Source organism: Dactylosporangium sp. CA-139114, from assembly GCF_050955725.1.
In the GTDB taxonomy this organism is placed as follows: Bacteria; Actinomycetota; Actinomycetes; order Mycobacteriales; family Micromonosporaceae; genus Dactylosporangium.
Genome location: NZ_CP192080.1, coordinates 6,071,145 through 6,090,774, shown reverse-complemented (window position 1 = coordinate 6,090,774; position 19,630 = coordinate 6,071,145). Strand labels below are relative to the sequence as shown.

Here is a 19,630-nt window from a genome sequence, read left to right as displayed (position 1 = left end):
CGTAACTCGTATGATGTCTGCCGTCAACCGCTCGGCGTGGGGGAGTCCGGGGCCGACTCCGGTCGCGGGATCGGCATAACGGAAACGTCCGGGACGCGTCTCTCGTGCGAAAACCGTTATGACGGGAATGGATTTCCGGTCTCCGTGCGGCAATTGAGCGGGATGGCATCGACCCTCGCGGGCAATACCGCGATGGCTTGATTCGGCAGGCATCGTCTGGCAATCTCATCGACCTCGATAACTGATAGGCGCTCGTTCGGGCGCCGGTCTGTTAGCGCTCACATACAGCGAAGTCCCTACCGCCAGAAGGACTGACCTCATGCTCCCTGCCTCCGGCCGGCGCCGCTCCTCCCGGCGCCGGGCCACCGTCGTCGCCGCCGTGTCGCTCCTGCTCGCGTCCGCCACCGCGGTGACCGGCCCGACCACGCCGGCTTCGGCCGCCGTCATGACCACCCTGTCGGTGTCGCCGACGGGCTCCGGCACATCGTGTACCGCCGCGCAACCCTGCTCGCTGACGCAGGCCCAGGCCGCCGTCCGCTCCGCCGCCCCGTCGATGAACGGGGACATCGTCGTGCAGCTCGCCGGCGGTACGTACACCCTCACCACGCCGCTGACGTTCACCGCCGCGGACTCCGGGACCAACGGATACACCGTGTCCTGGCAGGCCGCGTCCGGGGCCCGGCCGGTCATCTCCGGCGGGCAGCGGGTCACCGGCTGGACGCCGGCCGACTCCGGGCAGAACATCTGGAAGGCCAACGTCGGCACCGGCGTCGACAGCCGGCAACTCTACGTCGACGGGCGCATCGCCACCCGGGCCCGCACGCAGGTCAACCGGGGTGACTTCACGATCTCCACGACGGGGCTCAGCTTCACCAGCGCCGCCCTGTCCTACCTCAACAACCTGGCGAACAAGAGCCGGGTCGAGGTGGAGTCGGTGGACTCGTTCACCGACCGGTACGCGCCGGTGCAGTCGATCGCCGGCAACACGATCACGATGCAGCAGCCCGCGTGGAACAACAACACCTTCGGCTACGACACGCTCAGCAAGCCGTTCCGGGCCGGGCCCCTGTACCTCGTCAACGCCCGCGAGTTCCTCGACGCGGCGGGGGAGTGGTATCTCGACACCGCCGCCGGCGTGCTCTACTACAAGCCGCTCTCCGGGCAGGACATGAGCACGGTGGACGTCGAGCTGCCGCGGCTCGAGTCGCTGCTGCGGGTCGGCGGCAGCTACGCCGCGCCGGCGCACAACCTGTCCTTCAGCGGCCTGCAGTTCGCCAACACCAGCTGGCTGCAGCCCAGCACCGGCCAGGGCTACGCCGACCAGCAGACCGGTGCCTATCTCTACGGCAACCTGAGCCGGCCGGGCGACGCCCTGACGTCGTGCCAGTCGGGCTGCCCGCTGTTCGAGGCCACACGGCCCGGGTGGCGGCAGATGCCGGCCGCGGTGCAGGTCTCGGCGGCCAGCACCGTCACGTTCGCGGGCAACCGGTTCACCGACCTCGGCCAGGTCGGGCTCGGCATCGGCAACGACGCCAACGCGCACGCCACCGGCGTCGGCCTCGGCACGTCGAACATCACCGTCACCGGCAACACGTTCGACTCGCTCTCGGCCGGAGGGATCGTCGTCGGCGGCGTGCAGGCCGATGCGCACCACCCCAGCGACTCGCGCATGACGAACAGCGGCATCACGATCAGCAACAACGTCATCCATGACGTGGCGATCGAGTACCGCAGCCACGCCGGCGTGCTCATGACCTACACGGCCGGGTCGTCGATCGCCCACAACGAGGTCTACAACCTGCCGTACACCGGCATCGCACTGGGCTACGGCTGGGGCTCCAACGATCCCGGCGGCAGCCAGGACTACACCGACCGGGGGCTCTACAACTATCAGCCGCGGTACACCACCGCCACCGTCGCGGCGAACAATCATGTCACCGCCAACTTCGTCCACGACGTGGTGCAGCAGATGACCGACGGCGGCGCGTTCTACCACCTCTCGGCCAGCCCGGGAACGACCGTCGACCAGAACTACTTCCGCAACACCAACGGCTGGCTCGGCATGTACTTCGACGAGGGCTCGCGCTACGTGTCCGCGTCGAACAACGTCCTCGAGAACGTCGGCACCTGGGCGTACAGCCAGGCCTGGGCGAACAACAACACCGGCAACCTGACACTGACGAACAACTGGACCACGAGCAGCACGACGAACGTCACGACCGGCTCGCGCGGCAACACCAACAGCGGCACCGTCGTCGTCAGCGGCGGGAACTGGCCCAGCGGCGCCCGCGCCGTCATGGCCGCGGCCGGCGTCTCCGGCGGCAACACCGGCGGCGGTGCCTTCACGCTGCGCGGCCAGGCATCGGGCCGGTGCCTGGACATCACCGGCGCGTCGACGGCCAACGGAGCCCTGGCCGAGATCTGGGACTGCAACGGCGGCGCCAACCAGCAGTTCACCGCGACCGCCGCCGGTGAGCTGCGGGTCTACAACGGGGCCAAGTGCCTCGACGTGCTCGGCCGCGGCACCGCCAACGGCACCGCCGTGGAGATCTGGGACTGCAACGGCCAGACGAACCAGCAGTTCCGGCTCAACAGCAACGGCACGATCACGGCAGTCGGGGCGAACCGGTGCCTCGACGTGAGCGGCAACGGCACGGCCAACGGCACCCGGGTGCAGATCTGGGACTGCGGCGGCGCCGCGAACCAGCAGTGGTCCCGAGCCTGACGCCGAGGCGCTGCTTGGATCCGGCCGGTGGCCGCCGCCTTCCCGCGGCGGCCACCGCCATGTCACGCCCGGGCCGGCCACGCAGCGCCGCGACGGCGAAACATCAGATGTGTCGCCGGTGGATGGGGCAGGGACCCCGGCACTCTGGACACGGGGGCCCATCGGATCTATAAAGACATCTGATGAATGTCGTCGCCGGAGCGCCGACGACGACACGCACACCCCTCCAGCGCGGCCCCGCCGGCCAGCGGCCGACACCCCGACATCCGCGTGCTCGACGCATCCCGCGAGCGCGCCGTGCAGCCGGTCCGACGCCGGCGGCCGCGCTGCGGCATCGAGCGTTCCCACGACCAAGGAGACCCGGTGAACCGCAACGCGCTACTGGGACTGAGCCTGACGGTGGTGCTGAGCACCGTCTCGCTCACCGCCGCCTGCGGCAAGGACGACGCATCGCCGGGCGGCGGCGCATCCACGCCACTGATCGGCGTGGACTACCCCCGCTCCGACACGGACTTCTGGAACTCCTACATCAAGTACGTGCCGCAGTCGGCGAAGGAGCTCGGCGTCGAGCTCAAGACGACCAACTCGCAGAACGACATCGCCACCCTGATCTCCAACGTGCAGACGTTTCAGAGCCAGGGCGTCAAAGGCGTGGTGATGGCCCCGCAGGACACGGCCGCGATCGCCCCCACGCTGCAGCAGCTGGCCACGAAGAAGATCCCCGTCGTCACCATCGACACCCGCCCGGACAGCGGCAAGGTCTTCATGGTCGTGCGAGCCGACAACCGGGCCTACGGCACGAACGCCTGCCAGTTCCTCGGCACGAAGCTCGGCGGCAAGGGCAAGGTCGTCATGCTCCAGGGCGGCCTGGACTCGATCAACGGCCGCGACCGTACCGAGGCCTTCAACGAGTGCATGAAGAAGGACTACCCCGGCATCACCGTCTTCGGTGAGGCGACGGACTGGAAGGGCGACGTCGCCGCGACGAAACTGCAGACGCGGCTGACCTCCGACCCGGACGTCAAGGGCATCTACATGGAGTCGTCCTTCGCCCTGTCGGGAACGCTGCAGATCCTCAGGCAGCGCGGCCTCCAGGTGCCGCCGACCGACCCCAGGCACGTCTTCATCGTGTCGAACGACGGCATCCCCGAGGAGCTCAAAGACATCAAGGACGGCACGATCGACGCCACGGTCAGCCAGCCGGCCGACCTGTTCGCCAAATACGGGCTGTACTACGTCAAGGCCGCCATCGAGGGCAAGACGTTCCAGCCGGGCCCGACCGATCACGGCAGCACCATCATCCGGGTCCGCGACGGTGTCCTCGAAGACCAGCTGGCGGCACCGCTGGTGACGCTGGACGGCGCCGCGATCGGCGGCCGGCCGACGGTGAAGTTCGACGACAAGTCGTTGTGGGGCAACAACGCATGAGCTCCACCGGACCGCGGCCGGGCGGCGCACCCGTCGTCGAGGCCACGCACATCACCAAGCGATTCGGCTCGACGGTCGCGCTCGCCGACGCCGGCCTCGTGGTCCGGCCCGGCGAAGCGCACGCCCTCGTGGGGCGCAACGGCGCCGGGAAGTCGACGCTGGTCAGCATCCTCACCGGGTTGCAGGCCCCGGACGCGGGCTCGGTGGTCTTCCACGGCCGCCCCGCGCCGCCGCTGGGCGACCGGCAGGCGTGGCGGCGGCTGGTCGCGTGCGTGTACCAGAAGTCGACGATCATCCCGGCGCTGACCGTCGCCGAGAACCTGTTTCTCAACCGGCACGCGCGCGGGCCCGGCCGGCTGATCCGATGGCGGGCCCTGCACCGCGACGCCGAGCGGCTGCTGGCCGAATGGTCGGTCGACGTCGATGTCCGCCGGCCGGCGGGGACGCTGTCGGTCGAGCAGCGGCAGTTCGTGGAGATCGCACGGGCGCTGTCGTTCGGTGCGCGGTTCATCATCCTGGACGAGCCGACCGCGCAGCTCGACGCGGCCGGCATCGTCCGGCTGTTCGAGCGCCTCCGGGCGCTGCGCGAACAGGGCGTGACGTTCCTGTTCATCAGCCACCACCTCCAGGAGGTCTACCAGCTCTGTGACCGGGTGACGGTCCTGCGCGACGCCCGGCACGTCCGCACCGCGCCGGTGGCCGAGCTCGACCGCCAGGCGCTGGTGTCGGCGATGACCGGTGAGGACGTGAGCCTCCCCACGGCGGCGCCCCGGCCCCGTGACACCGGCGCCGCGCTCCGGCTCCGCGTGCGGCAGCTGCGCACGCACTCCGGGGCCGAGCTGTCGCTGGACGCGGCCGCCGGAGAGGTCGTCGGGATCGCCGGCGGGGGCAGCAGCGGCAAGCTCGAGGTGGCCGAGGCGATCGCCGGTCTGACCCGTCCCGCCTCGGGCAGCGTCGCGGTGGACGGCCGGACGCTGCGGCCCGGCAGCGTGCCGGATGCCCTCGACGCCGGCGTCGGCCTCGTGCCGCAGGACCGGCACCGGGAGGGCCTGGTCCCGCTGCTGAGCATCGCCGAGAACGTGACGATGGCGGTACCCGGCCGCATCCGGCGGTACGGGCTGCTCTCACCGGCCCGCCGCGACGGGCTGACCCGGCGGATCATCGGCGACCTGACGATCAAGGCGGACGGGCCGCAGGTGCCCGCCGCCGAGCTCTCCGGAGGCAACCAGCAGAAGGTCGTCCTGGGCCGGGCCCTGGCCGGCGAGCCGAAGCTGCTGGTCCTCATCACGCCGACCGCCGGTGTCGACGTGCGCTCCAAGCAGACCCTGCTGACCGCCGTGGACGACGTCCGGCAGCGCGGAACCACCGTGCTGGTCGTCTCGGACGATCTCGATGACCTGCGCATCTGCGACCGGGTGCTGGTGATGTTCCAGGGGCGGGTCATCGGCGAGAAACCGTACGGCTGGACCGACAACGAACTCGTTGCCGCCATGGAGGGGGTCGAACTCGACCATGCCTGACGCACTGCCCACCGACACCACGCTCCCGGCCGGCACCGAGCGGCCGCCCGTGGTGCCGCCCCGGACCCCGCGCCGGCCGCCGGCGATCGCCCGCCTCCGGGACGTGGCGCTGGTACCGGCGATCATCGTGGTCGCGATCGTCGGCTTCGTCGTCAATCCCGTGTTCCTCAGTTCGGACAACATCATCAACGTGCTGCAGAGCATGTCGGAGATCTCGATCGTGGTGCTGGCCGAGACCATCGTGCTCATCACCGGCAAGATGGACCTCTCGCTGGAGTCGACGTTCGGTCTCGCGCCGGGGGTCGCCGCCTGGCTCGTCGTCGATCCGGCCGTCACGCACGGCCTCGGGGTCCACGTGCTGCCGCCGGCGCTGGCGATGCCGGTCGTGCTCGTCATCGGCGCGCTGGTCGGTGCGTTCAACGGGCTGCTCATCGTCCGGTTCGGCCTCAACGGGTTCATCGTCACGCTCGGCATGCTCATCGTCCTGCGCGGCCTGCTGACCGGTATCTCGGGCGGCAAGACGTTCTTCGCGCTGCCGGAGTCGATGACGTACCTCGGCTCCACGGTCTGGCTCGGTGTGCCGGCCTCGGTGTGGGTGTCGCTGTCGCTGTTCGCGATCGGCATTGTCGTGCTCGGCTACACCCGCCCGGGCCGGGCGCTCTACGCGATCGGCGGCAACGCCGACGCGGCCCGGGCGGCGGGCATCCGCACCGACCGGATCCTCTGGCTCACGCTCATCGTGGCCGGGGCCCTCGCGGCCCTCGCGGGGCTGCTCATCAGCGGGCGGCTGGCCGCGGTGCCGGCGGCCCAGGGCAGCGGCGCCATCTTCCAGGTGTTCGCCGCCGCCGTCATCGGCGGCGTCAGTCTCAACGGGGGCAAGGGCACGCTCTTCGGGGCCTTCACCGGCGTGCTCCTGCTGTTCCTGATCCTCAACGTCCTGACGCTGGCCGGCGTGCCCGCCCAGTGGACGAACTTCTTCAACGGCGCCGTCATCCTCGTGGCCCTGGTGGTCTCACGGCTGACCGGCGGCAAGGCCCAGAACTGACCGCCCGTAGCGCGGCACTATTTCAGGAGCATCGTGACTGAACGCATCTCGTCCGTCGACGTCCTCGACGTCCGGTTCCCGACGTCGCGGCACCGCGACGGATCCGACGCGATGAACCCGTTTCCGGACTACTCCGCGGCCTACGTCGTCCTGCAGACCACCGCCGGTGCCCAGGGCCACGGGCTGGTGTTCACCGTCGGCCGCGGCACGGAGATCCAGGTGGCGGCGGTGCGGTCACTGGCCACCATGGTGACCGGCCGGGCCGTCGACGAGCTCGTCGCCGACCCCGGCGGCCTGGCCCGGCAGCTCATCGGCGACAGTCAGATCCGCTGGCTCGGCCCGGAGAAGGGCGTGGTCCACATGGCCGCCGGCGGGCTCGTCAACGCCGTGTGGGACCTGGCCGCGCGCCGGGCCGGCCGGCCGCTGTGGCAACTGCTGGCGGGCCTGTCACCGGAGGCTCTGGTCGCGCAGATCGACTTCCGGTACCTGCGTGACGCGCTCACCGAGGACGAGGCGCTGCAGCTGCTGCGGACCGGCGCCGCGGGCCGGGCGGAACGGGAGCGGCTGCTGCTCGAGGAGGGGTACCCCGCCTACACCACGACGCCGGGCTGGCTCGGGTACGACGATGCGAAGCTCGAACGGCTCTGCGTCGAGGCGGTCGAGGCCGGGTATCAGCTGATCAAATTGAAGGTCGGCGGCAACCTCGCCGACGACGTACGCCGGATGGGTATCGCCCGCAGGGCCGTCGGGCCCGCGATCCGCATCGCCGTCGACGCCAACCAGATCTGGGGCGTGCCGGACGCCATCCGGTGGATGCGGGAGCTGCGCGGTTTCGATCCGTACTGGATCGAGGAGCCCACGTCCCCCGACGACGTGCTCGGCCACGCCGCCGTCCGGCGGGCCCTGGCGCCGATCAAGGTCGCCACCGGTGAGCACGTGCACAATGCGGTGATGTTCAAGCAGCTGCTGCAGGCCGGCGCCGTGGACGTGGTGCAGATCGACGCGTGCCGGGTCGGCGGCGTCAACGAGAACCTCGCGATTCTCCTGCTGGCCGCCAAGTTCGGGGTGCCGGTCTGCCCCCACGCCGGCGGGGTCGGGCTGTGCGAGCTGGTGCAGCACCTGGCCCTGTTCGACTTCGCGGCGGTGAGCGGCACCACCGAGAACCGCTTCATCGAGTACGTCGACCACCTGCACGAGCACTTCACCGACCCGGTGCGGATTCGCGACGGCCGGTACGCGGCACCGACGGCGCCCGGCATGAGTGCGCAGATCGTGCCGGCATCGCTGGCCGCGTACCGGTTCCCGGACGGCCCGGCGTGGGCGATCGGGGACGCGGCATGATCATCGACGCTCATCACCACCTGTGGCAGCCGGAGCGCGGCTACCGATGGCTGGACGAGCCCGGCCTGGAACGGATCCGGCGGCCGTTCGGCGCCGCGGATCTGCTCGCCGAGCTCGACGCCAACGGCGTGGACGCCACCGTGCTCGTCGAGGGCGGCCGGTGCCACCCCGACGAGGCGGCGGACCTGCTGGCCCTGGCCGCGGCCACCGAGCCGATCGTGGGCGTCGTGGCCTGGATCGACATCGCGGCCGGTGACGTGACCGAGACCCTCGCGCGCTACCGCCGGTTGGACGGCGGTGAGCTGCTCGTCGGCGTGCGCGCGCAGGTGCAGGGCGAAGCCGATCCCGACTACCTCGACCGCCCCGACGTCCGGCGCGGCCTGGCCGCGGTCGGCGCCGCCGGGCTGGTGTTCGACCTCGTCGTGCGGGCCGACCAGCTGCCCGCCGCCGCCCGGGCCGCGGCGGCGGTCGGCGAACTCCGGTTCGTGCTGGACCATCTCGGCAAGCCCCGCATCGGCGCGGGCGAGGCCGGGCTGCGGTCCTGGCGGGAGCCGTTCGCCGCCCTGGCCGCCCGGCCCAACGTCACCGCCAAGCTGTCCGGGATGGTCACCGAGGCGGCCCCGGGCTGGACCGCCGACGATCTCGTCCCGTTCGTCGCGGTCGCCGTGCGGGAATTCGGACCAGAACGTTTGATGTTTGGCTCCGACTGGCCCGTGTGCCTGCTCGCCTCCAGCTACCGCGGCGTGCGCGAGGCCTTGGCCGGGGCGCTGCCGGCCCTGCCGGCGGCGCAGCTCGGCGAGATCTACGCCGGCACGGCGACGCGGGTCTACGGCCTGGCCGATCGGGTCAGGCCGGCTCGTGCGACGCCCGATCCGCCAGCACCGCGCGCAGCCACGCCTCCGAGGTGTTGACGTGCAGCAGCGCGCTGGCCTGCGCCAGCAGCTGGTCCCGGGCGCGCAGCGCCCGGTAGATCGCGTCGTGCTCCTCGATGGTGGTGTGCGCGGAGTTGCCCTCGATCAGCCCGCGCCACACCCGCGCCCGTAGCGTGCGGCTGGACAGCCCGTCCATCAGCGTGGTCAGGGTCTCGTTCCCGGTGGCCGCGATGACGGTGCGGTGAAACGCGGTGTCGAAGTGGATGAGCTTCTCGTGGTCCTCGGCGGCGGCGCGCATGTCGTCGAGGATCCGGCCGAGCTCGTCGAGCTGCCCGTCGGTCAGGCGCAGCGCCGCGAGGCCGGTGGCGACCGGCTCCAGCATCCGCCGGACCTCCATCACCTCCAGCAGGGTGTCGTCCTGCAGCAGCTCGACGGCCAGCCCGAGGCCCTCCAGCAGCAGGCGCGGCGCCAGGCTGGTGACGTAGGTCCCGTCACCGCGGCGGACGTCGAGGACCCGGGCTGATTCGAGGGCCTTCACCGCCTCGCGGACGCCGCTGCGCGACAGCCCCATCTGCGTGGCGAGCTGCGGTTCGGGCGGCAGCCGCGAGCCGGGCGGCAGCTCACCACTCTGGATCATCGCCCGGATCTTGGTGATCGCCTCGTCGGTCAGTGCCACCGTCTCTCCCTCGCGCACGCTCGGTCCACCGCTGCTCACTATAGAGACATCTGATGTCTGGTCGCCGAGAAGGAGTCAGGCGCCCGTCACTGCGGTATCGCGGTCCCGATCAGCAGCCAGGTGATCGCGGCGCACGCGGCGCCGATCGGCACCGCGGCGATGACGAGGGCCGCCGGCGACCACCACTCCACGCGCCGCGTCACGCGGGCCGGCAGGCCCTGGACGCGCAGCCCGGCCAGCTCCCCGCGGGGTGCGGTGATCGTCGTGACGGCCAGGCCCGCGACGCCGAGCAGCACCGAGAGTGCCCCGGCGAGCAGGAAGAACCGCAGGGCGAGGGCCGAACCGGCCCGGCCCAGGACCGCACGCTCGTCGGCGACGGTGCGCCGGCCGACGATGCTCAGCCCCGCCGCGGTGAGTGCCTCGGTGATCGATGCCGGGGCGTCGTGAGCGAGCCACACCTCACCGCGGCCGGTGAGCTCGTCGTCGGGCGATGCCCGGTCGGCCGCCTCCAGATCCACGAGGACGCCGCGCCGCCCGAGCCGGGGCAGCCGGTCGGCGTGCCCGACGACGGTTGCGCCGACCGGGCCGTCGAACGCGGCGTAGGCCCCGTCGGGCGGCAGCGGGCCGGTCGACACCACAGCGAGGGCGGCCGGGACATCCGGTGGGAGGAGGCTTCCGGCTTCGCGGCGCGGTGACGGCGGCAGCGTCACCTCGAGGCCGCCACCGGTGACGCCGGCACTCGCGCCGGCCGGCATCCGCCAGCCGGCGCCGAACGGCTGCCCCTGGACGGTGTGCAGCGTGAGCCGGGCCGGTGCTCCGACGTACGTCGGCAGCCCGACCTGCATCGACACGAGCCGGCAGCCGGCGGTGCAGGCCGGCGCCGGGGCGGTGTAGGTGTGCCGGCCGAGCGTGAGGGACCCGAAGCCGATCAGGACTCGCTGGACGCCGCCGGCCGGCGCGACGAGCGCCGTCAGCGTGGCCGGTTTGCCCGCGAGGTCGACGGCGGTCAGGTCGACGTCGATGCTGGCGCCGGTCAGCGTCACGCCGGGGCCGGCCGCCGGCCGGAGCCGGGACGCGAGCGCCGACACCGGTTCGGGCGAGGAGCCGGCGGGCCAGTACGCCACCGCGGCGAGCCGTGCCGAGTCGACCGCGAGGGAGGACGGCAAGGTCGTGCTGACGGCCGGGATCGGCACGGCCGCCATCGCGTACCGGCCCACCGGGTCCGCCGCCCGGGTGGCCCGCAGCAGCTGCGTCCGGGTGGTCTGGTCGATCATCAGGACGGTCGGCGCGCCGAGCGTCAGCTCGGCCCGGTACTGCTGCTCGCGGTCGGCGACCACCGTCGCGAGACCGGCGAAGCCGAAGGAGCCGAACGCCACGACGAGCACGACCAGGAGCCGGTGCGCAGCCGGGCGCCGGGCCAGCCGGAACGCGGTGAGCGCGGCGACCACGGCACCGCGGCGCAGGAACCGCCCGGCCAGCCGGGCCGACAGCGGCCGGAGCAGGCGGGCCGTGAGCAGCGCCAGCCCGGCGATGACCAGGGCCGGGGCGATCAGCGTGACCCCGGCCAGCACGCCGCTGCGCCGCTGCAGGATCGCGGCGCCGGCGAGCAGGACCAGGAGCGTCTCCACCACCAGGGTCCCCGCCCGGGCGGCGCCGCGGTCCACCTCCCGCAGCAGCGCGGCGACCGGCGCGCCGGCGGTGCGCACCTGGACGGCCACGCCGGCGAGCAGCGACCCGAGGACGGCGACGCCGGCGTACGGCAGCACGGCGGCGTCGATGCGGGCCGGGGCGGGAGCGACCGTGCCGACGATCAGCCGGCCCAGGAGCAGGCCGGGCGGGGCGCCGGCGAGCACGGCCAGCGTCGTCCCGCCGGCCGCGAGCCACCACAGGACCCGCCTGGGCACACCCCGCAGCGCGACGACCCCGAACTCGTGGCGGTTCCCGCGGGCGACGCCGGCGACCGCGAGCAGGATCACCGCCCAGGCGAGGACGACGACGGGGATCGCGGCCAGCGGCATGACCTCGTGGGCCTGCTCGCGGTTGCGATCGATGCGGTCGAGCAGATCCGGCAGCGCGGTGCTGACGCTGACGCGCCCGCCCTCGTCGCTCTGGGCTTCGGCGAGCCAGCCGCGCAGCGCCGGGAGCCGCTCGACGGTGATCGCGCCGTCGGTCGCGTGGGCCTCGAACGACTGCAGCTCGCGCGGGTGGTCGACGCCGGCCAGGGTGTTGCGTGCGACGTACAGCGGATCGTTCTGGTAGTCCTGCTCGCTGCGGGTGCCGTGCCCCCAGTACAGGTCGGCCGGGTCGCGCGGCCGGACCAGCCCGACCACCGTCATCGTCCACGGCCCGCCGGCGGGGACGAACACGTTGCTCGTGCTGTCGAAGGTGGCGGCCTGGTCGCTCACCCGGTCGCCGACGGCGAGCCCGAGCCGTTCGGCGGCCGCCTCGCTGAGGACCGTCTCGCCGCCGCCCATCAGGCACCGCCCGGCCACGACGACGACCTGCGCGCACAGATCCTCACGGAATGCGACCCGGCGGACCTGGTCGCCGCCGGCCCGCTCCCGGCCGGCCGGCATCGCCAGGAACTCGGTGCTGAAGACGCTGACGAACCCGCTGAGCCGGACCTTCTCGGCGGCGAGCCGCTCGAAGTCGTCGGGCATGGCTCCGCCCGAGGCTCGCTGCACGGGCGCCGACACCCAGATCGTGCGCTCGGCGTTGGCGGCGTGCCGGACCTCACCGGCGACCACCGCCCGGTCGATCGACGTCCGGTAGATCGGCGCCGCCACCGCCGCGGCCGTGGCCAGCACCGAGAGGAGCCACACCGCCAGTGCCTGGCCGCGCCGGGCGCGCAGCATCGCGAGCATCAACGCCGCCACGCACGCCCCCGGCCTTGGTACTGCGGGGCCAGCGCACACCCGCCGAACAGCGCCGCGACGACCGCCGTGGCACCGAGCAGGGCCAGCGCCGCCGCGCTGCGGGTGCCGTCCGAGGCCGGCCAGGCATCGGTGAACACCGGTATGGGCGGCTGGGTGATCGCCCGGGCCACGGCGGCGGCCAGTGCGCCGGTCAGCGCGGCCAGCGCGGCCGGGACCAGCGCCGCCCAGCGGCCCGCGGCGCGCAGCGCGCGGGCACGGCCCGGCTGCCGAAGGGGTCGATCGTGCCGGTGCCCCGGGCATCGGGCGCCGGCAGCGGCCCGGCGACCGCGGCCGGCAGCGGCACGGGCGCGTCGACGACGTAGAGCCGGCCGTCGACCGGCAGTTTCGACAGGCCGGCCGGGACGGCGGCGAGCGCGAGGCGCCCGTCGTACGAGCGCATGCTGATCGTCGCGGCGATGTTGCCGGCGCCGGTGCGCCAGCGGCCGGCGTCGGCGAAGACGGCCGGCGTGATCACGGTCTTGCCGTCGGCGTCGAGCTGCCGCAGTTCGACCGCGCGCCCGCCGAGCAGTTCGAACGAGACGAGCCGGCAGCCGGAGCGGCAGTCGGGCACGCTCGCGCCGGCCGGGCCACGATCGCCGTCGACGGGGGTGAACCGGGCGGTCACCGGGGCGCCGGTGGCCGCCACGACGAGCGTGGCCAGCAGCACCGGCGGCCCCGTCGGCGGGTCGGCGCCCGCGCCGGGCAGATCGTCGGCGGCCGGAACGCTCGCCATCAGGGTGAGGCTGGTGCCGGAGAACGTGATCGGTGGCGGGGCCGGTGGCCGCAGCCGGCGGGTGTCCAGCGATGCCGGGGCGGCGAGCACGTACGGCAGCCGGGGTGAGTCGACCGCGAGCACCGGCACGCCGCCCGGGCCGGACCCGGCGACGACGGCCATCGCCTGCCGCCCGCCCGGGTCGGCGGCGCGCACGGCGTTGAGCAGGCGAACCCGGTCACCGGACGCGACGGTGAGGACCCGCTGGCCGCCGACCTCGACCGCGGAGCGGTGGTGCCGGGCGTCGCCGGCCTCGGCCCAGTGCTGCCCGGCCAGCACGAGCAGGCAGCCGGCCGCGGCGAGCAGGGGCAGCATGCGGTACGCCGACGAGCGCCGGGCCAGCAGCAGCGCGCCGAATCCGGCCGCGACCCGCCCGTTGACGAGCGCCGAACGACCCGCGGCCGTCGCCGCGGGCACCAGGAGCCGGCCGGCGAGGATCGCCGCCGACGCGGCGAGCATGCCCGGGGCGAGCAGCTGCACGCCGAAGGGGCTGCTGGTGGCGAGGGTCTGGTAGATGCTCGCCGCGGCGACCCCGAGCACGCACACCTCGACGACGGCGGAACCGAGCCGCGGCGGCCGCGCAGCCGCGGCGTGCAGGAGCCGTTCGACCGGCAGCCCGGTTGTCCGCCAGTCGGCCAGGACCGCGGCGGCCAGGCCGGCGACCAGGACACCACCGGCGACCGGCAGCCGCTCCGGCCCGTCGGCGAGCATTCCGATGAGCGCGCCGGCCGCGGTCCCGGCCGCGATCGGCACTGCGGTCTGCCCGCTGGTGGCCACGAGCAGCCGCCAGCGCCGGGCCCCCCGCAGCGCGAGTCGCGCGAGGTCGGACCGGTGCTCCTCGGCGGCGTACCGCGCGGCGACCGCCATCGCGATCCAGCCGATGACGGCCAGCTGGGCCGCGGCCAGCCACACGCCGCGCGCCACCACCTGCCGGTCGGCGGCGATCCGTGCGGCGAGAGCCCCGCCGGTCGTGCTGACCTGGAGCGGGACGCGACGCATCCGGTCCACGGCGGCCGTGAGGTCGCCGCCGTGGGCGAACACCTGGGGGCTGAGCATCGCGTCGAAGGTGGCCCGGACCGTGGCCCCGGCGGCGGCCACGGTGTCGAAGGTCGTCCAAGCGGCGTCGCCGGCGGTGGTCCAGTACCAGGACAGCGGGTCGGCCGGGTGATAGGTGCCGGCCAGCCGGAGGGGCCGCCGCGCCGAGGCCGGGCCGACGGTCACCTCGATCCGGTCGCCGACGTGCACACCGAGCCGTTCGGCGCTCTGGGCGCTGAGGATCACGTCGCCGGTCGCTTGTGGACAGTGCCCGTCGATGACGGCGTTGGCGCAGAGTCCTTCGCGGTAGCGCAGCGGCATGGGCAGTTGCCGCTCACCGGCGACGACCGTGCCGGCGAGCTCGACGCCGACCGCCTGCCCGTCGACCGGCAGCGCCAGGGCCCGCCGGGCGGAGGCCGCGAACGTCTGCATGACCGTCTCGCCGGCCAGGTCGACCGCCACGGTGCCGTCCGCTGAGACGGTCCGGTCGACCGGCGGAGCTGCCGCGATGCGTGCGGCCGCGGCGGTGCCGGTGGCGCGCTCGGCGTACCAGGGCACGAGGCTCAGCCCGGTGCTGAGGAGCGCAGCGAGCAGGAACATGCCGGTGGACACCAGTCGGCGGGCGGCGATCGCCGACCAGATCAGCGCAATCATGCGCCGTCCCGATTCACCGGATCAGTGTATGGAGAGCCTCGCGCGAGGCGCGGCGGCGGGCCGGTGGTGTGCCACCGGCTCCGCTGAGGAATCCCGGCATCCCAAACGGCGATACATTGGCATCAAGAAACTGTTATCAATGCATTGCCGGCCGGGTCGTCGTTTGAAACTTCCGTCGTCCGGCCGGAAGTTTCGAGCGATGCACAACCGCTTTCAGGAGCGGATATGCGGCTCGATGGGCGGCTCGCGGTCGACGACAATTGTCGGTCGACTTGAATGTTTCGATGGGCTCTGGCAGCCTCCCGGACCTGGGCGCGAACGATTTGCTCGGCATCGCCGACGACGGGTGTGAGCGCTCACGCGATCGGTTTTGTCCCGGAAGTCAGGAGGCCAGCGTGGCTGAAAATCCCTCCGCCCGTCGTGGCGGGACTCGGCGGAAACCATCACGGGGCATCCGCGCGCTCGTCGCCGGCGCGGTCGGTGTCGTGGCGGTGGGTGCGGCTGTGGTGATGATGCCGTCGGCGAACGCCGCCGCGAGCACGCTCGGCGCGGCGGCCGCGCAGTCCGGGCGGTATTTCGGCACGGCGATCGCCGCGGGCCGGCTCGGCGACTCGACGTACACCACCATCGCCGGGCGTGAGTTCAACATGGTCACGGCCGAGAACGAGATGAAGCCCGACGCCACCGAGCCGCAGCGTGGCCAGTTCAACTTCAGCTCCGGCGACCAGATCTACAACTGGGCGACGCAGCGCGGCATGAAGGTCCGCGGGCACACCCTGGCCTGGCACGGCCAGCAGCCCGGGTGGATGCAGAGCCTGTCCGGCTCCAACCTCCGGCAGGCGATGATCGACCACATCAACGGCGTGGTGGGCCACTACAAGGGCAAGCTGGCGTACTGGGACGTGGTCAACGAGGCGTTCAACGAGGACGGCAGCCGCCGGCAGTCCAACCTGCAGGGCACCGGGAACGACTGGATCGAGGTGGCGTTCCGGACCGCTCGCAATGCCGATCCGTCGGTCAAGCTGTGCTACAACGACTACAACATCGAGAACTGGTCGTACGGCAAGACGCAGGGTGTGTACAACATGATCCGGGACTTCAAGTCCCGTGGCGTGCCGATCGACTGCGTGGGGCTGCAGACGCACTTCACGGGTGGGAGTTCGCTGCCGTCGAACTTCCAGACGACGCTGTCGAGCTTCGCCGCGCTGGGTGTGGACGTGGCGCTGACCGAGGTCGACGTCACCAACGCGTCGACGTCGCAGTACGCCGGGCTGACCCAGGCCTGCATGAACGTGCCGCGCTGTGTCGGTATCACCGTGTGGGGCGTGCGTGACAGCGACTCGTGGCGCTCCGGCGAGAGCCCGCTGCTGTTCGACGGCGGCGGCAACAAGAAGGCCGCGTACACCTCGGTCCTCAACGCCCTCAACGCCGCCGGCCCGACGACGTCACCCACGGCGAGCACCTCCCCGAACGCTCCCGGCGGCACCAACGAGATCGTGGGATCACAGTCCGGCCGGTGCATCGACGTGCCCAACGCGACCCAGAGCAACGGCACCCGGGTGCAGCTGTACGACTGCCACGGACAGTCGAACCAGCAGTGGACCTACACGTCCAGCAAGCAGCTGCAGGTGTACGGCGGCAAGTGCCTCGACGCCAACGGTGCGGCCACCGCCAACGGCACGGCCATCATCATCTGGGACTGCAACGGCGGCGCCAACCAGCAGTGGAACGTCAACGCCAACGGCACGATCACCGGCGTGCAGTCCGGGCGCTGCCTGGACGTCTGGGGCACCGGCAACGGCCAGCAGGTCCAGCTCTACGACTGCAACGGGCAGGCCAACCAGCAGTTCAGGCTCGTTTCGCTCGGTGGTCCCACCTCGCCGCCCTCGTCGTCGCCGTCGCAGTCCCCGGGCGGATCGTGCTCGCTGCCGACCTCGTACCGCTGGTCCTCGACGGGTGCGCTGGCCAGCCCGGCGAACGGGTGGGTGTCGCTCAAGGACTTCACCAACGTCGTCTACAACGGCAAGCACCTGGTCTACGGATCCAACGTCTCCAGCGGCGGGTCGTACGGCTCCATGAACTTCAGCACCTTCACGAACTGGTCCGACATGGCCTCGGCCACGCAGACCGGCATGGGGCAGGCCACGGTCGCGCCCACGTTGTTCTACTTCGCCCCGAAGAACATCTGGGTGCTGGCCTACCAGTGGGGTCCGAACGCCTTCAACTACAAGACGTCCAGCGACCCGACCAACGCCAACGGCTGGTCCGCACCGCAGGCGCTGTTCACCGGGAGCATCTCCAACTCCGGCACCGGCGTCATCGACCAGACGCTCATCGGCGACGGCCAGAACATGTACCTGTTCTTCGCCGGTGACAACGGCAACATCTACCGGGCGAGCATGCCGATCGGCAACTTCCCGGGCAACTTCGGCTCGAGCTACACGACGGTCATGAGCGACTCGCAGTACAACCTCTTCGAGGCGGTCGAGGTCTACAAGGTCCAGGGCCAGAACCAGTACCTGATGCTCGTCGAGGCGATCGGCAGCCAGGGGCGGTACTTCCGTTCCTTCACGTCCTCGAGCCTGAGCGGCTCATGGACCCCGAACGCCGCCACCGAGAGCAACCCCTTCGCGGGCAAGGCCAACAGCGGTGCCACCTGGACGAACGACATCAGCCACGGTGACCTGGTCCGCAGCAACCCCGACCAGACCAAGACCGTCGATCCGTGCAACCTGCAGTTGCTGTACCAGGGCAAGAACCCGAGCGCCGGCGGTGACTACAACCTGCTGCCGTGGCGGCCGGGTCTGCTGACGCTGCAGCGCTGAGGGCGTCGACGCGCCGCGGCGCCGCAGGTGCGCGCGGCCGAGCAGGAAGCGGTCGTCAGGTCGTCGCGGTCACTCATGCGGGTGACCGCGACGACCTGACACGTTCGTGACCGGTGATCGTGGCGACGCCGGTCGCAGGGCTGCGCAAGTGGATGTTTCACGCGTTCGCCACGGCCGGACGGTTGCGCGGGTCGCTGGAGTGGACCGTGCGCGGTCCGGCACCGATGATGAGCGCCAATCCCGTATCGCTCGACGCGAGTCGATGTCGCGTCCTGAAAGGAGTCTCCGTGTTCGCACGTCGCCCCCGTCGGCGCCGGGTCGTGGCCGCCGCGGCCGCGTCGGCCTGTGTCGCCTTCGCCGCCGGCTGGTTCGTGATCGGCTCAGCCTCGGCGGGAACGCTGTCCGGCACCCTCTACCGTGATCCCGACTCGCAGGTCGTGCGCTGGGTCTCGGCGAACCCGAACGATTCGCGCATGCCCGTCATCCGCGACAAGGTCGCCAGTCAGTCGCAGGCGCGTTGGATGGCGAACTTCAACGTGTCCACCGTGCAGTCCGAGGTCTCCTCGTTCGTGAGCGCCGCCAACGCCGTGAACCAGGTGCCGGTGCTGACGTCCTACGCGATCCCGAACCGGGACTGCGGCGGGGCGAGCGCCGGGGGCGCCCCCGACCTCAACCAGTACCAGCAATGGATCTCCGGCTACGCCCGGGGTCTCGGCAGCCGGACCGTCATCGTCATCATGGAGACCGACGCGCTGGCCCTGCAGACCTGCCTGAGCGGCACCGAGGTCCAGCAGCGCGACCAGGCGATCAGCACCGCGGTGCAGACGCTGAAGGCGGCGAACCCGAACGCGAAGGTCTACCTCGACGGCGGCCACTCCGCCTGGAACTCGGCCTCGGACCAGGGATCGCGGCTGGTCGCCGCCGGCGTGCAGTACGCCGACGGGTTCTTCACGAACGTCTCCAACTTCCAGCCGCTGGGCAACGAGCTCAACTACGGCCGCTCGATCATCTCGTACCTGCAGGGCCGCGGCATCAACGGCAAGCACCAGGTCATCGACACCAGCCGCAACGGCGGCGCGGCCGGCGACTGGTGCGCCGACGACAACACCGACCGCCGCATCGGCAACTACCCGACGCTGAACACCGGCGACGCCAACGTCGACGGATACCTGTGGATCAAGCCGCCGGGCGAGGCCGACGGCTGCGCCTACGCGGCCGGCAGCTTCCAGGCCGCCCTGGCCTACAGCCTCGCCGCCAGCGCGCCCTACCCGCCGGCCGGATCCCCGACCGCCTCGCCGTCGGCGAGCCGCTCCAGCAGCTCCCCGTCGGCGTCGCCGTCGGCATCCCGCTCGCCGAGCGCGTCGCCGTCGCCGAGCCGCTCGTCCGGCGGCGGTGGTGGCGCGTGCAGCGCGACGTACCAGATCGTCAACTCCTGGCAGGGCGGTTTCCAGGGCAACGTCACCGTCACCGCGGGGGCGGCACCGATCGGCGGCTGGACGGTGACCTGGACGCTCGCGAGCGGCCAGTCGATCACCCAGCTCTGGAACGGCACGCTCACCACCAGCGGCTCGAGTGTCACGGTGCGAAACCAGGCGTACAACGGCTCGCTCGGGGCGGGCGGCTCGACGCAGTTCGGCTTCACCGCCACCGGCAACGCCTCGACGCCGGCGCTCAGCTGCACCGTCTCCTGAGCTGATCCTCCCGGGGCGCGGGCCCTTCCGGGTCCGCGCCCCGGCGGCGACTTCGAGGACGCCGGATGGGTCGCGAAGATGCGGCGGCCGACGGCCGCCGCATCCCGCGTTCAGTGCTTCAGTGCTCAGTG

Annotated in this window: 12 protein-coding genes; 8 read left to right on the top strand and 4 right to left on the bottom strand. The window is 72.1% G+C overall.

Translation table 11 applies throughout. The features are described 5' to 3' along the window. Positions 1-319: 319 nt before the first annotated feature. The 6 genes from ACQP2P_RS26865 to ACQP2P_RS26840 all read left to right on the top strand — a co-directional run bounded on the left by ACQP2P_RS26865 (position 320) and on the right by ACQP2P_RS26840 (position 8,970). Positions 320-2,725, top strand: coding sequence for an RICIN domain-containing protein (locus ACQP2P_RS26865; protein ID WP_433605266.1), 2,406 nt, complete (start codon positions 320-322; stop codon positions 2,723-2,725). Between the two features lie 363 nt (positions 2,726-3,088). Then, positions 3,089-4,153 (top strand): sugar ABC transporter substrate-binding protein, encoded by a 1,065-nt coding sequence (locus tag ACQP2P_RS26860; RefSeq protein WP_433605264.1) that lies wholly within the window; start codon positions 3,089-3,091, stop codon positions 4,151-4,153. Then, positions 4,150-5,673, top strand: a complete 1,524-nt coding sequence (locus tag ACQP2P_RS26855) for a sugar ABC transporter ATP-binding protein (protein WP_433605262.1) — start codon at positions 4,150-4,152, stop codon at positions 5,671-5,673. Before ACQP2P_RS26860 ends, ACQP2P_RS26855 begins: the two co-directional genes overlap by 4 nt. After that, entirely contained in the window at positions 5,666-6,718 is a 1,053-nt protein-coding gene (locus ACQP2P_RS26850) for an ABC transporter permease (RefSeq protein ID WP_433605260.1), read from the top strand. The genes ACQP2P_RS26855 and ACQP2P_RS26850 overlap by 8 nt, the downstream gene beginning before the upstream one ends. Before the next feature lie 33 nt (positions 6,719-6,751). Next, the gene (locus ACQP2P_RS26845) at positions 6,752-8,059 is read left to right on the top strand and encodes an enolase C-terminal domain-like protein (RefSeq protein ID WP_433605258.1); all 1,308 of its coding nucleotides are present in this window, start codon (positions 6,752-6,754) and stop codon (positions 8,057-8,059) included. After that, positions 8,056-8,970, top strand: a complete 915-nt coding sequence (locus ACQP2P_RS26840; RefSeq protein ID WP_433605256.1) for an amidohydrolase family protein — start codon at positions 8,056-8,058, stop codon at positions 8,968-8,970. The genes ACQP2P_RS26845 and ACQP2P_RS26840 overlap by 4 nt, the downstream gene beginning before the upstream one ends. Here ACQP2P_RS26840 and ACQP2P_RS26835 read toward each other — a convergent pair. The 4 genes from ACQP2P_RS26835 to ACQP2P_RS26820 all read right to left on the bottom strand — a co-directional run bounded on the left by ACQP2P_RS26835 (position 8,906) and on the right by ACQP2P_RS26820 (position 14,983). Then, positions 8,906-9,607, bottom strand: a complete 702-nt coding sequence (locus ACQP2P_RS26835) for a FadR/GntR family transcriptional regulator (protein ID WP_433605254.1) — start codon at positions 9,605-9,607, stop codon at positions 8,906-8,908. The genes ACQP2P_RS26840 and ACQP2P_RS26835 overlap by 65 nt on opposite strands. Positions 9,608-9,693: 86 nt before the next feature. Beyond that, positions 9,694-12,483 (bottom strand): hypothetical protein, encoded by a 2,790-nt coding sequence (locus ACQP2P_RS26830; RefSeq protein WP_433605252.1) that lies wholly within the window; start codon positions 12,481-12,483, stop codon positions 9,694-9,696. After that, positions 12,471-12,653 (bottom strand): hypothetical protein, encoded by a 183-nt coding sequence (locus ACQP2P_RS26825; RefSeq protein ID WP_433605250.1) that lies wholly within the window; start codon positions 12,651-12,653, stop codon positions 12,471-12,473. Before ACQP2P_RS26825 ends, ACQP2P_RS26830 begins: the two co-directional genes overlap by 13 nt. Before the next feature lie 20 nt (positions 12,654-12,673). Further along, positions 12,674-14,983, bottom strand: coding sequence for a hypothetical protein (locus ACQP2P_RS26820; RefSeq protein ID WP_433605248.1), 2,310 nt, complete (start codon positions 14,981-14,983; stop codon positions 12,674-12,676). Between the two features lie 509 nt (positions 14,984-15,492). On the opposite strand from ACQP2P_RS26820, the gene ACQP2P_RS26815 reads away from it, so the two are divergent. Continuing rightward, positions 15,493-17,808: a non-reducing end alpha-L-arabinofuranosidase family hydrolase gene (locus tag ACQP2P_RS26815; RefSeq protein WP_433619280.1), complete on the top strand. Its 2,316-nt coding sequence runs from the start codon at positions 15,493-15,495 to the stop codon at positions 17,806-17,808. 287 nt (positions 17,809-18,095) lie between these two features. Next, a complete protein-coding gene (locus ACQP2P_RS26810) occupies positions 18,096-19,499 on the top strand; it encodes a glycoside hydrolase family 6 protein (RefSeq protein ID WP_433605246.1) in 1,404 nt (467 codons plus the stop codon). The last annotated feature ends 131 nt before the right edge of the window (positions 19,500-19,630 follow it).

Bases quoted from the DNA above. Each gene is read 5' to 3' on its own strand.
- ACQP2P_RS26865 (WP_433605266.1), top strand. From the start codon at position 320: ATGCTCCCTGCCTCCGGCCGGCGCCGCTCCTCCCGGCGCCGGGCCACC.
- ACQP2P_RS26855 (WP_433605262.1), top strand. From the start codon at position 4,150: ATGAGCTCCACCGGACCGCGGCCGGGCGGCGCACCCGTCGTCGAGGCC.
- ACQP2P_RS26850 (WP_433605260.1), top strand. From the start codon at position 5,666: ATGCCTGACGCACTGCCCACCGACACCACGCTCCCGGCCGGCACCGAG.
- ACQP2P_RS26840 (WP_433605256.1), top strand. From the start codon at position 8,056: ATGATCATCGACGCTCATCACCACCTGTGGCAGCCGGAGCGCGGCTAC.
- ACQP2P_RS26820 (WP_433605248.1), bottom strand. From the start codon at position 14,983: ATGATTGCGCTGATCTGGTCGGCGATCGCCGCCCGCCGACTGGTGTCC.
- ACQP2P_RS26815 (WP_433619280.1), top strand. From the start codon at position 15,493: ATGATGCCGTCGGCGAACGCCGCCGCGAGCACGCTCGGCGCGGCGGCC.